This window comes from Erythrobacter sp., assembly GCF_030066995.1.
Classification (GTDB): Bacteria; Pseudomonadota; Alphaproteobacteria; order Sphingomonadales; family Sphingomonadaceae; genus Erythrobacter.
The window spans coordinates 444,747-458,970 of sequence record NZ_JASJAP010000005.1 but is presented as its reverse complement, the minus strand read 5'-3'; the positions used below and the strand labels follow the sequence as shown (position 1 = coordinate 458,970).

General features: G+C 64.3%; 11 protein-coding genes and 1 pseudogene. 7 read left to right on the top strand and 5 right to left on the bottom strand.

The genetic code is table 11. The features are described 5' to 3' along the window. Positions 1–210, bottom strand: a pseudogene (locus QNI87_RS13850) (hypothetical protein); the annotation flags it as partial. A 380-nt stretch (positions 211–590) separates the two neighbouring features. Next, complete coding sequence (locus QNI87_RS13845; protein WP_300597506.1) at positions 591–1,730, bottom strand: glycosyltransferase family 4 protein; 1,140 nt, start codon at positions 1,728–1,730, stop codon at positions 591–593. 530 nt (positions 1,731–2,260) lie between these two features. Between QNI87_RS13845 and QNI87_RS13840 the strand changes: the two genes are divergently transcribed. Together QNI87_RS13840 and QNI87_RS13835 are read left to right on the top strand one after the other, a co-directional pair. After that, positions 2,261–3,100, top strand: a complete 840-nt coding sequence (locus tag QNI87_RS13840) for a sulfotransferase (RefSeq protein ID WP_300597504.1) — start codon at positions 2,261–2,263, stop codon at positions 3,098–3,100. Between the two features lie 106 nt (positions 3,101–3,206). Continuing rightward, positions 3,207–4,418 carry a polysaccharide pyruvyl transferase family protein gene (locus QNI87_RS13835; RefSeq protein WP_300597502.1) on the top strand — a complete coding sequence of 404 codons (1,212 nt, stop codon included), beginning with the start codon at positions 3,207–3,209 and terminating at the stop codon, positions 4,416–4,418. A gap of 42 nt (positions 4,419–4,460) precedes the next feature. Here QNI87_RS13835 and QNI87_RS13830 read toward each other — a convergent pair whose 3' ends face one another. Continuing rightward, positions 4,461–5,543 carry a LacI family DNA-binding transcriptional regulator gene (locus QNI87_RS13830; RefSeq protein ID WP_300597500.1) on the bottom strand — a complete coding sequence of 361 codons (1,083 nt, stop codon included), beginning with the start codon at positions 5,541–5,543 and terminating at the stop codon, positions 4,461–4,463. A gap of 168 nt (positions 5,544–5,711) precedes the next feature. Then, complete coding sequence (locus tag QNI87_RS13825; protein WP_300597498.1) at positions 5,712–6,926, bottom strand: amidohydrolase; 1,215 nt, start codon at positions 6,924–6,926, stop codon at positions 5,712–5,714. A gap of 227 nt (positions 6,927–7,153) precedes the next feature. On the opposite strand from QNI87_RS13825, the gene QNI87_RS13820 reads away from it, so the two are divergent. Together QNI87_RS13820 and QNI87_RS13815 are read left to right on the top strand one after the other, a co-directional pair. After that, positions 7,154–8,215 (top strand): diacylglycerol kinase family protein, encoded by a 1,062-nt coding sequence (locus QNI87_RS13820; protein WP_300597496.1) that lies wholly within the window; start codon positions 7,154–7,156, stop codon positions 8,213–8,215. 32 nt (positions 8,216–8,247) lie between these two features. Further along, positions 8,248–9,117: a hypothetical protein gene (locus QNI87_RS13815; protein ID WP_300597494.1), complete on the top strand. Its 870-nt coding sequence runs from the start codon at positions 8,248–8,250 to the stop codon at positions 9,115–9,117. 17 nt (positions 9,118–9,134) lie between these two features. Here QNI87_RS13815 and QNI87_RS13810 read toward each other — a convergent pair whose 3' ends face one another. Next, entirely contained in the window at positions 9,135–9,680 is a 546-nt protein-coding gene (locus QNI87_RS13810; protein ID WP_300597492.1) for a DUF2141 domain-containing protein, read from the bottom strand. Positions 9,681–9,921: 241 nt separating this feature from the next. Here QNI87_RS13810 and rpe point away from each other — a divergent pair, with 241 nt between their 5' ends. The 3 genes from rpe to purH are packed head-to-tail and all read left to right on the top strand — an operon-like array spanning position 9,922 to position 14,116. After that, a complete protein-coding gene (gene rpe, locus QNI87_RS13805) occupies positions 9,922–10,590 on the top strand; it encodes a ribulose-phosphate 3-epimerase (RefSeq protein WP_300597490.1) in 669 nt (222 codons plus the stop codon). Next, positions 10,590–12,455 carry a heparinase II/III family protein gene (locus tag QNI87_RS13800; RefSeq protein ID WP_300597488.1) on the top strand — a complete coding sequence of 622 codons (1,866 nt, stop codon included), beginning with the start codon at positions 10,590–10,592 and terminating at the stop codon, positions 12,453–12,455. Before rpe ends, QNI87_RS13800 begins: the two co-directional genes overlap by 1 nt. Positions 12,456–12,493: 38 nt before the next feature. Continuing rightward, positions 12,494–14,116, top strand: a complete 1,623-nt coding sequence (gene purH, locus QNI87_RS13795) for a bifunctional phosphoribosylaminoimidazolecarboxamide formyltransferase/IMP cyclohydrolase (RefSeq protein ID WP_300597486.1) — start codon at positions 12,494–12,496, stop codon at positions 14,114–14,116. The last annotated feature ends 108 nt before the right edge of the window (positions 14,117–14,224 follow it).

The window sequence follows — 14,224 nt, the reverse complement described above, 5'->3', positions numbered from 1 at the left end:
GCCCGAACGGCCCAGCCTCTGTTCAACCGCGATCACGCTGGAGCCGGTCTTGAGCCCCTCGGGCGTCTCGACCTCGACCCTCAGGCGATAGCGATAATCGGGTGTCGGATCGTCGGCTCCGGTGCAGCCGGACAGGGCACCAAGGCCAAGCAGCATCGCAAACAGCCACGCTGTTCGGACAACGACCCTATCGTTGTTTCGGCAAACCATGACCCCTCCCATGTCAGCCGTGCGCCAAGGAGCATGCACTGCATTGCCCGAAACGCAAGTGGGAAATCACGACAATTCAATGACTAAGTTCGCAGGCCGTGGAAATCCAACACGTTGCACCACAGCTCTACAGGAAAACCAGAGCGCCGAGTTCAGCGCGCACGCAACGCCACCCCTCCTTGGCTGGGGCCAGTCGCTTCCATTCCGGTCTGAGAGCGTGGGATTGTCGTTCCACTCGGCCGGAGTGTCGCAAAGTGCGCACTCGCTCGACCTGGGCGCGCCACTCGCCGGTTCGCGTCGGCCTGACCGAAGGATCGCAGGCTCCCGAGCCCGGAAAGCTCCGTTGGGATCGACCCGTCGATGTAGCCTTGCGGGCGTTGCTATCGCGCGGCGAGCGCTTCGTCGACGATCTCGATCCACTGGTTGGCGATGGTGTCGGTGTCGTAGCGCGCTGACGCCTCCAACGCCCCGTCGGCGAGCCTGTGCCGAAGCGTGGGGTCGCCAAGCACGCTCGCCAAGGCGTCGGCGAGAGCGGACACATTGCCTTGCGGGACCAGACAGCCCGAGACACCGTCCTCTATCATGTCGGCGACCCCATGCTCGCAATCGAAAGAGACGACGGGCAGCCGGGCGGCCATGGCCTCGACAATCACGTTGGGCCATCCTTCGTAAGCCGACGAAAGCGCGAACACATCGGCGGTCTCGACCCATTGTCCAGGGCGTTCGGTCAGGCCGGGCAGGGCTATGCGATCGTCAAGACCGAGCCGCGCCCGCTGCTTTTCGAGGTCGGCGCGACGTTCCCCTTCGCCCCAGATGACCAGGTTCCAGTCCGCAAAGGCCTCGGCGATCCGCGCAAAGGCCTCTATCAGCAGATGAAACTGCTTCTGGTCGGTCAGCCGTCCGACTGCGGTGATGGTGTTGCCTTCGCGCCGGTCCTGCCAGTCTTCAGGAAGGTTGACCGGATTGGGGATAATCCGGGTGCGCGGGCGTTGGCGCTCGGGATAATACTCCGCTGCGCCCCTTGTCATCGTTACGAACGAAAACGCTTTTGGATAGGTGTAGGCTCGCGCCGCGCGCCACAGGGCGTTGAAGCTTTGCAGCGTCGGATTGTTGCGTTCCGAGATGATGACCGGGGGGCCTTTTCGACCCGCCGCCAAGAGCGCCATGATGTTGGCTTTGGTCAGAAAGCTGATCACGGCGTCGGGCTGAAAGTCGCGATACACGCGTTTTAGCGCCTGGATGCGCCGTGCGGTCTGGCCCAGCTGGTCAAGCAAGCCGCCCCTGGAAGCGGGCAGGTCGAGACGATAGAGCGCGACTTCGGGCGCGAGCGGGTAGAACGGGTTGTCGGCCGGACCGTCAAAGTTCGCGATACCGACCTGCCGGCCCTGTTTCGCCATATGATTGGCCAGGGTGGTGACAACGCGCTCGCTGCCCCCGGCCCCCAGGGACGGAAGCACGAACAGGACACGCGCGTCTTTCCTGCGGTGTCCGATCGCGCTGTCGATGCTGGTTAGCTCCATCCCCAGTATCCCTGATTCCCAGTATCCCTGATTCCCAGTACCCTTGACGGCCCGTTCGTTCACAACGCCCCTTCTCGCCTGGAGCGCGGTTTTCAAAGCGTCCTGTTCGCGCTCTCTTGTTCGCCGTCCACCGCCACAGCTGCGATCCGAAAGGCAAGGGCGGTCTGGTGTCGGGCCAGCCAGAGAGGCGATACCAGCCCGGGTGCAAGGACGCAGTTGGAAAAACGGAGTAACCCGTTAGCGAGAGCCCGGGCGGCCAATAAGGGGTGTTCGTGCCCCACTTTGATGGATGCGCCCCCCCTTATGGCCCCGAGACATAAGGCGCGCAGGCCCCTAAAGACAGGCGGCATCAATGGCGCTTTCTTGGCGATTCTCCAGTGATTCTGGAGCCAGAGCGCCGCCGGGGAACCAAATGAGAAGGTTTCTCGAGTAGAAACCTTGAGGCTTTCGTGTTGACGTCCAAACACCCCACTTCCGAAACGGCCCCTTTACAGCCGGTTCAGCGTTTCAGTCAGAGGTCCAACTAGACCATGCAGTTCAGCGACATCGATTTTGTTATCATCGGGGCCGCGAAGTCGGCGACGACCTGGCTCCAGACCCAGCTTCAGGCCGACCCGGCTGTCTACATGCCGGACCCCGAGCTGCATTACTTCTCGCGGCAGTACGAGCGCGGCGATGCGTGGTACCTGTCGCACTTCAGCGACGAAGGGCTCGGCAAGACGGTGGGCGAGAAATCCAACTCGTACCTCTACGTTCCCGACGCCGCGACCCGCCTCCACAGCGCCCTGCCGCACGTCAAGCTGATCGCGCAATTGCGCAATCCGGTTGAGCGGGCCTATTCCAATTACTGCATGCTGTTCCGGCGTGGTGAGGTGGGGCCGGATATCGAATCCTACCTCGATCCCTCGATCAGCGAGAACTTCCGCTTCCTCGTCGCCGGCAACTTTGCCTCGCACCTTCAGCCGTTTGTCGACCTTTATGGCCGCGACAAGCTGCTCATCCTGTTTTTCGAAGGGGTTTCGGGCGATCCCGAGGGGCAGATGGCGCGCGTGCGCGATCATCTCGGCCTTCCGCCCCGCGCGCTTGCGCCCGTTATGCGCGACAAGGTCAAGGACAAGACCGCGCCGGTCGTCCCGCCGACCTTGCGCAAACGGCTTGGCTGGATGAAGCCGATCGTGCGGCCCTTGCGCGGCACATCCGCGTTCGAGGCCGTACGCGGTTCGATCGCGCGCAAGACCGAGTACCCGCCGCTGACCCAAGAGGTGCGCAATCGCCTTAACGACTATTTTGGCCCCTCGATCGAAGCGCTGGAAGAGATGAGCGGTCAGTCGCTCAGCCACTGGTACCGATCGATGGAAGCGGCCGAGTAGGCGGACACCTGACAACAGACCCGTAGAGTGAGGCCGCAGCCCTCAGGGCGTGCAAGCGCGATCAAGCGGACGGTCACCGCGCCGACCAAGGGAAAGATCACCGAGAATGAAGAAGTTCATCGTAACCGGGATACAGATGCGAAACAAAGGCTCTCAGGCCATGTTTCTGTCGCTGTGTTACACCTTGAAGTCCCTTTATGAGGACTGCGAGGTGATTGGCTTTGCCTTCAAGACGGATTCGCCCGAGCAATACGCCTTTACGCTGCTGCCGCATGACGATTTCACCAGGCTCGTCTTTAAATACAAGCTGGACCGCGTGCCGCTGGCGGCCCCGCTGCTCACACGCCTTGCCGGCTTTTCTCGCAAGACCGACAAATGGGACGGCAAGATTGCGGAGATGAAGAAGGCGCTGCGCGAAGCGGACGCCATCCTCGACGCAAGCGGCTACACGCTCGGCTCGGGCTGGAGCAAGAAGGGCGGCGAGCAGCTGCTCGATACCATCCGGATGGCCAAGCGCTATGGCAAGAAGGTGATCCTGATGCCGCAGAGCTTTGGCCCATGGGAATGGGGCGAAGACGACGACGCGGAATTTCTAAGGCGCGTCAAGAAAGAGCTGTCCTACTGCACCCGGATCTACCCGCGAGAGAAGGAAGGGTACTCGTCCCTGAAGTCCCTGGGCCTTGGCAATGTCGAGCTTTCCGCCGACATGGTGATCCGCGAGAAGACCTTCCCCGAAGCCGGCGACATCGTTGCCTCCGGCGTCACGCAAGACCTCGATTATCCCGAGGAAGGCTCGGTTGGCTTTATCGTCAACGAGAATCTCTTCCGGATCGGCGATCCCGAGACGGTGCGGGGCCTCTACGCACAGATGCTCGACAAGCTCGTCGACAAGGGCGAGGTCGTCTACTTCCTGAACACGTCGGGGGCGGATCTGGATCTCACCGAGCAAATCCTGCGTCAGACCAGGAACCGCGACAAGGTGCGGGTGATCACGGGCGAATATTCCAGCCCCGAACTGATCGATATGATCAGCCGGTTCAAATATGTGGTCGCCTCGCGCTACCACTCGATCGTGTTCGCGTTCCGCAGCGGCGTTCCGGCGATCATCTTTGGCTGGGCGGCCAAATACACCGATCTCGCGGCGCATTTCGGCCAGGAGCGGTACGTGGTCGATGTGCGCGATCCGGGCGTCGAGCAGATCATGGAAATGATCGATACCATGGGCGCGAACTATGAAGAGGAATCGCAGCGCATCAAGGACGGCCTGGAAGAGGTGCAGGCCACGTCGGTGATCGAGAAAGCGGTGAACACCCTTTAGGTCCCGCTTGCGCGCCTTTCCAGGCGACGCTGACGCGCCCGCTCACAGGGTTCGAGGCGCTTTTGCCAAGCTCGCCCGTTCTGCGAATTCAAAGGGTGAGACCTCATCGCCGTCAGCATCGCCGTCCGCAGGGACTTGCAACGCGGTCTCGGAGCCTTCTGCGCGGGCGATCAACCGCGCGCAGCCTTCGCCGAAGGCGCGCGCGTAGGGGGCAAACAGCGCCGATATCGGAGGGTCTGCCCGCCCAAGGCTCGCTCGGTCCTCGAGCGACAGGAGCGACAGTTCGTGCGGCACCTCAACGCCCAGCTCTCGCGCCACATCGAGCACCGCAAGCGCCACTTCCTCGGTTTCCGCAATGATCGCGGTCGGACGGATGGTTGGCACCAGCCAGCTTTTCGCAAGCCCCAGCGCCTCGGCGAAACCGCGCCGACCATCGGCGGTGAAATGGTGATGCGCGCGGCTGCCTTTTGCGGCCATCACGCGGTGATAGCCTGCAAGCCGTTTTTCCGAGCGGCGCGGATCGGCGGAACCGGTCACAAAGCCGATCTGTCGGTGGCCGAGTTCGCACAACCGCCTCGTGGCCTCTTCGCCCAGCGCGGCGTCGTCCATTGCCGCGCCAGCTTCTCCTGGCGCGCGGCGGTGCCCAAGGTCTTCCAGCGCGATGCCACGGCCTTCGATCGCGCTGCGAAGGTCTGCCCGCTCTTCAAGGGGCGGGGTCAGGATGACCCCGTCGGGGCTGAGCGCTGTGAGCGTGCGGTTGAGCTGCGCCAGGCTCTCGGCCGGATCGGTGCCGAGCTGTTCGAACAACAGATGGTATCCCGCTTCGGAGCAGCGATCGAGACCGGCGACCAGCATCGCGTCGAGCGGCAGCCTCCCCGTGCGCGCGCCCGCGCCCGCTGTGCCCGCTCCCCGCTCAAGCACGGCCAGCACCAAGAAACTGCGTGCACCGCCCATGCGGCGCGCAGCCATATTGGGAACATAGCCCAGATCGGCGATGGCAGCCTCGACACGCTCACGCGCCTTAGCCGACACTTTGGGACTGCGATTGAGGACACGGGAAACCGTCTGGCGGGAAACCTGCGCTGCCTTTGCAACGTCCTCGATCGTTATGCGGCTTTGGGTCAAGGTGATATTCGCCTTCAGCCTTGGTGGTGCGATCCGGGCTTGAATTGTGAGCGTACAACCTTTCGAATTAAAGACGAGGGAAGGTTCACATAGGGTTTCCAGCGGTCCGTTCGACCGCGTGGCTCCTTCCCCGTCATCGCGTGCAGCGCTCGGGCCGTGGGCGGGTGTTCAGTCGAACCCGTTTTCAAGAAAACGCTTACCGAGCCCCGCGAGCATGGCCGCGCCCATGGGCAGCGCGCCTTCATCGACGTGCATGTGCGGATTGTGCAGCGCGCAGCACTGGCTCCAGTCTTCGCCTTCCTTCGCGACGCCCAGAAAGAACATCGCGCCCGGCGCCTTCTCGAGCACGTAGGAGAAGTCCTCGGCTCCCATGATCGGGGCGGCGAGATCGCGCCATCCTTGCGCGCCGCCCATTTCCCGCGCGATTGCCTCGCCCATGGCGACCGCGCGCGGATCGCAGATCGTCACGGGAAAGCCGGGATCGATCGTGACTTCGGCGTTCACGCCATGCGCGTGTGCGGTGGCCTTGGCGACCTCGGCGATCAGCGCGTGAGCTTTGGCGCGGTGTTCGCAGGACAGCGTGCGGATCGTGCCGCCCAACATCGCGGTGTCGGGGATCACGTTGTGGGTCGATCCGGCGTGGATCTGGGTCACGGTGACGACCACGGCGTTGGTGGCCTCGAAACGCCGCGTCACCATCGCCTGGATTGCGCTGACAATGGCGGCGGCGGCGGGCAGCGGATCCGCGCAATCGTGCGGCATGGAGGCGTGGCCCCCTTCGCCGCTTACCGTGATATCGAACTGGTCCGCCGCCGCCAGCAGTGGCCCGGCGCGCCCGGCGAAGACGCCGAACTGGGCGTTGGGCATAATGTGAAGCGCAAACGCGGCGTCGGGCAACGGATCGATCAGTCCGTCCTCCAGCATGAAGCGCGCCCCGTGATGGCCCTCCTCGCCCGGCTGAAACATGAAATCGACCGTTCCGGCGAAGGTGTCGCGCGCCTCGCACAGCAGCTTGGTCGCTCCCACCAGCATGGCGGTGTGCGTGTCGTGGCCACAGGCGTGCATGCGCCCGGGTATGGTGGAGGCGAAGTCGAGCCCGGTTCTCTCCTGCATGGGCAGCGCGTCCATGTCCCCGCGCAGGAGGACCCGGCGCGCCGCTTGCTTGGCCGATCCAGACGCTGTGCCTTTGAGAGTGGCCACCGCGCCCGTGGTCGAGGGCCCCTCGCGCCACTCCAGTGGAAGTCCCTCGAGCGCATCGCGCACCTTTGCCATCGTCATCGGGCATTCGAGCCCAAGTTCGGGTTCGGCGTGAATGGCGCGGCGCAGCGCGGTGATCTCGGGCGAAAGCGCTTTGGCAGCATCGAGCAGGGTTTGGGTCAGCATGGGTGCAAGTCTAACGCGTTACCATTCGTTACGCAGCCAAAATGTTCCAGTCATCAGCCGTTCATGCGCGCAGCGGATTATGAACGCACGCGTTCAAAAAATTCGCGTCAATACCTTGATTATCCGCAAGCCGGGCCGATGTAACCTCGCATCGGTATGGCCCGAACAGGACGCAACAGGGCAAAAGTGCAAAGACATTAACCATTTTTCGCTGTAACGGGACTGCCATGGCCACCCCTATCTACGAATTTGCGCAACTGCCCCACGTTGCCACCCGCGCACCAGCGCCGCCGGCGCGTGCGAAAGAGCGATCCCCCGGCGAAGCGCCGCGGGTCGGTGTGATTTACAACCCTCGCAGCCATCGCAATCAGGGCGCCGATTTCGACTGCGGCGTGTGCCCTCAGGTGCACATCGCAACCCCGGATAAGCGAGACGCCCTGCCCGAGGCGCTGAGCGAGTTTGCCAAGGACGATATCGATCTTTTGGTCATCAATGGCGGCGATGGGACCGTGCGCGATGTCTTGACGTGCGGTAGCAGCATTTTCGGCGATAACTGGCCCGCGATCGCGGTTTTGCCGAAGGGCAAGACGAACGCGCTGACGGTGGATCTTGGCGTTCCTTCGGAATGGAGCCTGCAGGACGCGATCGACGCGTTCGACCAGGGCGATCGTGTGGTGCGCAGGCCGCTCGACATCACCGATCTCGACAAGGGCGCGTCGAGCCGCGTGCTTGGCTTCATTCTGGGCGCTGGCGCTTTTACCCGCGCAACGTCGGCCGGGCAAAGCGCGCACAAGCTGGGCGCGTTCAACAGCGCCGTGGTGGGAGTCACGACCGCCTGGGCGCTGATGCAGGCGTTCTTCGCCTCGCGTCAAAACCCGTGGAGACGCGGCTCGCGCATGGCCATAAAGCTGGGCAGAGCGGGTTCGCCGATGGCGCATAGCGGCGCGGGAGATCCCGAATATCGTCAGCTCATGCTCGCGACCACTCTGGAACGCCTGCCCGCCGGATTGAAGCCGTTCGGGCGACTGCGCACGGGTCTTCGGATGGTGGTGCTTGATCAGGTGGATCGGCGCACCGCGGTGATGCTGCCGCTGGCCGCCTTCGGCAAGCTGGATTCAGGCGCTCGTGAGAGGGGCATCCATCAGCTCAGCGTCCCGGAATTCACGCTGGCTATCGAGGATTCCTTCATCTTCGACGGCGAGGCCTTTCCCAAGGGTCGCTACCGTGTCGGTCAGGGCCCCGCGCTTCAATTCGTCACCCCCAAGGCTCCCGCCAAAGTCACGTCGTGATGGGCGCGCTTCGCGAGCGCCTCGCAAGTCAAATGAACGCGCCGGTCGATCCGGCGGTCAGCGATTTCGCGCAGGCGCTTGCGCGCGATGCTGGCGCTCTTGCGGTGCTGTTCTACGGATCGAATCTGCGCACCGGGTCGCTGGAGGGCGTTCTCGATTTTTACGTCCTGCTTCCCGGCAGCGGGGATGACGAGCCCGCTATCTGGCCGCGCGTCAGCTATCACGAGCGTGAGTTTGGCGATGTCACCTTGCGCGCCAAGGTTGCGATCATGCGTCTGGAAACTTTCTCCAAGGCGGCTTCGGGCGAGCTTTGGGACACGACGATCTGGGCGCGCTTCGTTCAGCCGTGCGCGCTCGTGTGGCGGCGCGACGAGGCGGCGGCGCAAGGGGTGATATCCGGTGTGGCCGGCGCAGCGATGACCGCAGCGCGGCTGGCGGTCGCCCTGGGGCCCTTGCAGGCCACGGCCGAGGAGTACTGGAGAGCGCTGTTTCGCGCGACTTACAAGGCGGAGTTTCGGGTCGAAAAGCCGGGGCGCGAGAACGATATATTGGGAGTGAATGCAGAGCATTTCGCCGGGCTCCTGCCGCTTGCGCTCGATGCGGGCGGGGTGCCGTTCGAAGCGGATGGAGAGCGGCTTACTCCCCAGCTTGCCCCGAGCGCGCGCGAGCAAATCCTGACCTGGTGGGCCAAAAGGCAAAGGCTTGGAAAGCCGCTCAACGTCGCGCGGCTCTTGAAGGCCAGCGCCACTTTCGAGGGCGCGGCTCGGTACGCCGCCTGGAAGATCGAGCGCCACACGGGCATGGCGGTTGAGGTGACACCGTTTCGCGAACGCTTCCCGATCCTTGCGGCGCCAGGTGTCCTGCTGTCACTCTGGCGCCACCAGCAAAAGCAGCGGCGCTAGGCGCCCGGCGGCCAGGCTCAGCCCAGATAGAGCATGGTGATCGAAAGCCGCTTGACCTCGCTGCCCATCGTGAAGCGGGTCTTCTCGATCCCTGGCTTGCCCAGATTGAAGATGTTGATGGAAGGGTTGTTCGACATCGCTCCGCCGTCCTGGGTGATATCGGTCTTGCCGTTTCCGTTGACATCGTGGCGCGCCGCGATCGCATAGGCGCCTGCGGCTGGGACGGGCAGGCAAAAGGTCATGGTGCCTTTTCGCGCCGGCGCTTCGATACGGTTGATCCATTTGCCCTTTTCCAGCCAGTCCGCTTTGGTGCCGCGGTAGCTTTGCAGTCGGATCATGCCGTCGGAACTCTTGATCCCGCGCACTGTCACGCGCACCGCCGGGCCACCGCCGGGCGCGCACTGGCGCATGTCGTTGGCGATGGTCTCGCGGTAGGTCGTCTCCGACGCAATGGCCGTGCGCGCCTGTCCCGAGCCTGCGAGACCCAGAAAGGCGGCCAAACTGAGCAGCGCTGTCGCCATTGTCTTTCGGCCAAGCGTTCTGACCGCTGAAAATCCGCTCATCGTAAAGTGATCTTTCTGTCTGAGGCTTTACCGCTCGCAGGCGCGAACAGGTTGTCAAGCAGCCGCTTGCTCCAATCGATGATTTACCATGCCGCCGCGCCCGTGAATTCAGCCTGAATTTCGCACGAAGCGCGTGGTTGCGCGCCAAAGCCTGGTGGAAAAGCCCTCCGATACGCTTGTGACCCGATTCGCGGCCTCGTACCTGCAAGGCTCGAACTCTTGGGATTAACCAAGCTGCACCATGCCCGCACCGCTTATTTCGCCATCCATTCTTTCCGCCGATTTCGCTCGGCTGGGAGAGGAAGTGCGCGCGGTCGACGCGGCGGGGGCGGACTGGATCCACATTGACGTTATGGACGGGCATTTTGTGCCCAACATCACAATCGGTCCGGACGTCGTGAAGGCTTTGCGCCCGCATTCGGACAAGCCCTTCGACGTGCATCTGATGATCGCGCCGGTCGATCCCTATCTCGAAGCCTTTGCACAGGCAGGGGCCGACATTATCACCGTGCATCCCGAGGCCGGGCCGCACGTTCACCGAACGCTTCAGGCGATCCGGGCGCTGGGCAAGAAGGCGGGCGTGGTGCTCAATCCCGGCACGCCGGTCGAGGCGCTCGATAACCTGATGGACCTGGTCGACCTCATCCTGGTGATGAGCGTCAATCCCGGCTTCGGGGGGCAGAGCTTCATTCCTTCGCAGCTTGAGAAGATCCGCCGCGTTCGGGCGATGATCGAGGCAACCGGGCGCTCCATCCACCTTGAGGTTGACGGCGGGGTCAACGCCCAGACCGCGCGCGAATGTGTGATGGCGGGTGCGGATGTGCTGGTCGCCGGGTCGGCGACCTTCAAGGGGGGATCGGGCCGCTACGCCGACAACATTGCTGCGCTCAAAGGCGAGGGGACCGCCTGATGGACACACTTTTTCGGGACGAAGCCAGCGAGGTTGCCGAGCGTCGTGAGGATGAGGGTCCGGCGGATTCTTCGACCGGCGAGGCGCGGGCCCACACCGCGCGCGATCCGCTCGCCTCCGAGGCGAGCGAGTCCTCGCGCGCTTTGGCGCTGAGCGATGTGATTGCGCCGCGCAGCGGGCCGGGCGAAGCGCTCATTCGCCTCGCCTATCGCCTGGGCGTTCCGGGTCACGCGCTCGCCGCTCCGTTCCGCCGCGCCTCGGCTCCGCGCCTGCGCGCGCAGGTTCGTACGCCGATCGCGGGCGATCGCAGCGCCGGCACGGCCTTGCGCGCCGGTCATTTTCTGGTCGACAGCGTCAAGCTTCCCATCGCGCAGGTCGACTTCACAGGCCAGACGCGCGTCGCCCCCGGTGTTGAGCGCAGTCTCCACTCCTTCGGCTGGCTTTACGATCTCGCGGCCAGCGCCCCTCGCGAAATGTGCACCGATGTCGCCGAGAGGATTGCTCGCGAATGGCTCCACGCGAACGGGCAGTGCCCCTTGCGCGCGGCCAAAGCGGGAGCGTGGAGCATCGAGAACACCGGCCTTCGCCTGATGGCCTGGCTCGTTCACGCGCCGCTGATCATGGGGGCATCGGATTCGAGCCTGCGCAGCGAATTGCTGGACAGCGTTGTCGAAACGGCGGGATGGCTTGATCGCAAGGTTTTGAAGACCGGCGCGGGGCTGGGTCAGATGATCGGCTGGGCGGCGGTGACGGCGGCGGGCCTGCTCTTGCCCGAAGGCAAGCCGCGGCGGCTTTACGGCCAGGCGGCGCTTGTGAAGTGTCTCGGCGATCTGGTGGCGGAAGACGGCGGCCTTCTGGCGCGGTGTCCGGCGGCGCAAATGCAGGCGATTGCCACGCTGACCGACCTCATAGCGTGCTACGAAGCGGTCGAGGAACAGCCGCCCGAGGCCCTGTTCGTCATGCGCGAGCTGCTGGTTCCGCCGCTTCTGGCGCTGCGCCATGGCGACGGCGCACTTGGCAGCTGGCAGGGGCAGGGCGCGATTTCGGCGGACCGCGTCGCCAGCCTCATCGCTGCGACCGGCGTGCGCACCCGGCCGCTTAACGAGCCCGAACATTGGGGCTTTCAGCGCCTTCGTGGAGGCAACACGCAGGTGCAGTTCGACGCCGCTCCGCCTCCGCGCGCCCGGCACGCGCGGATGGGCTGCGCCTCGACGCTGGCCTTCGAGATGTCCGATGGCCCTGCGCGCCTCGTTGTCAATTGCGGCGGCGCCTCGCTGGCGGGTGGCCAGGTGCCCGCGCATATCGGCCAGGGCCTGCGCGCCACGGCGGCGCATTCGACCCTGGTGCTCGACAACGCCAATTCGACCGCGGTGCTGCTCCACGGCAAGCTTGGCAAGGGCGCCGAAAATGTCGAGGTGGAGCGCCGCGCGATCAGCAAGCAAGTCACCCGCGTTGACGCCAGCCACGATGGGTATGTTGCGCGCTTTGGCCTGACGCACCAGCGCATCCTCTCGCTGCGCAGCGACGGAAGCCAGCTGGCGGGCGAAGACATCCTGATCCCGGCCGGGCGAAAGGGCGTGCGCGGGAAGGTCGGCTTCGCGATCCGGTTTCACCTCGGGCGCGGTGTCGAGGCGCAGCTTTCGCAGGACAAGCGCGGCGCGAGCCTGCTGACACGCGACGGGCGGCTTTGGCAATTCCGGCTGCGCGGCGATGCGGCGAGTGCGGGCGAGGTGGCGCTCGCCGTCGAAGACAGTCTGTGGGTCGACGGCGAAGGCCGCCCACACCCAACCCAGCAGCTTGTGATCGAGGGGCTGACGTCGCGCGGCGGAGGGCAATTCTCCTGGCTGTTCAAGAAAACGAGCTGACGTCTTCTCGACAAGAAGGGGCTCGAGAGGAAATTGATTTGACCGATGTAGTCATCAAGCGGGCGCTGCTTTCGGTGTCCGACAAGAGTGGATTGGCCGAGCTCGGACAGGCTCTGGCCGCGCGCGGTGTCGAGCTGGTGAGCACTGGCGGCACCGCGCGCACCCTTCGCGAAGCCGGGCTGGACGTGCGCGACGTGTCCGACCTCACCGGTTTTCCCGAGATGATGGATGGGCGGGTCAAGACGCTTCATCCCAAGGTCCATGGCGGTCTGCTCGCCCTGCGCGACAACGATGAGCACGTTGCGGCCATGGAGGCGCACGATATCGGCGCAATCGATCTCGTGGTGGTCAACCTCTATCCGTTCGAGGCGACCGTTGCGAAAGGCGCGGGGCGGGCTGAAACAATCGAGAATATCGACATCGGTGGGCCAAGCATGGTGCGCTCGGCCGCCAAAAACCATGGCTTTGTGACGGTCCTGACCGATCCGGCGGATTACGCAGGGCTGCTCGATGAAATGGAGGCGCGCGGCGGCGCAACCGGCGCGGCGTTCCGCATCCGCATGGCGGGCAAGGCCTACGCGCGCACCGCGGCCTATGATGCGGCGATCGCCAATTGGTTTGCGTATGGCGACGCTTTCACAAATCCACTCGGCCCCGAGGCGCTTCAGGCGACGCCGTTTACGCCGACCATGCCGCTCGCGTTCACGCTTGAAGACACGCTGCGCTATGGCGAGAACCCGCACCAATCGGCGGCGGTCTATATCCCGCAGGCAACCGCAGGTGCGGGCGTGCCGCAGGCCGAGCAGCTTCAGGGCAAAGCGCTCAGCTACAACAATCTGAACGACGCGGATGCGGCGCTGGAGCTGGCGGCGGAATTCTCGGGGCAGGATCCCGCTGTCGTGATCGTGAAGCACGCCAATCCTTGCGGTGTCGCGCAATCGGGGACGTTGCTTGAAGCGTGGGAGGCAGCGCTCGCATGCGACAGCGTTTCGGCCTTTGGCGGGATCGTGGCGGTCAACGCCGAACTGGACGGTGCCACGGCTGAGGCGATCGCAAATATCTTCACCGAAGTTGTGATCGCGCCCACGGTCAGCGACGAGGCCCGTGCGATCTTCGCGAAGAAGAAGAACCTTCGTCTGCTCGAATGCGGTGTGCTGCCCGATCCGCGTCGCGGTGGTTTTGCGATGAAGACGATCGCCGGCGGCTTGCTGATCCAGAGCCGCGATAGCGGCGCGGCGACTGAGGCGGACCTGAAAGTGGTCACCGAGCGCGCGCCCACCGAGCAGGAGCTCAAGGACTGCCTTTTCGCATGGACGGTGGCCCGGCATGTGAAGTCCAACGCCATCGTCTACGCCAAGGACGGCGCGACGGCGGGAATTGGTGCGGGTCAGATGAACCGGCGCGATTCCGCGCGGATCGCGGCGATCAAGGCAAAGGAGGCGGCCGAGACCCACGGCTGGTCCGAGCCCCGGACCGCTGGCAGTGCGGTAGCCTCAGACGCGTTTTTCCCCTTCGCCGACGGCCTTGTTTCGGCAGCTGAAGCGGGCGCGAGCGCAGTGATACAGCCCGGCGGCTCCATTCGCGACGAAGAGGTGATCGCTGCTGCCGACGAGGCCGGGCTGGCCATGGTCTTTACCGGGATGCGACACTTCCGGCACTGATCGTTTGCCGGGGGCTCTGTGGGGCGCTTCCCAACGCCTTTGGCAAACGTGAATTGTGTCGGTGTCAACTTTTTCCAAACAGCTTCGTAACTATAAGCGACAATGTAA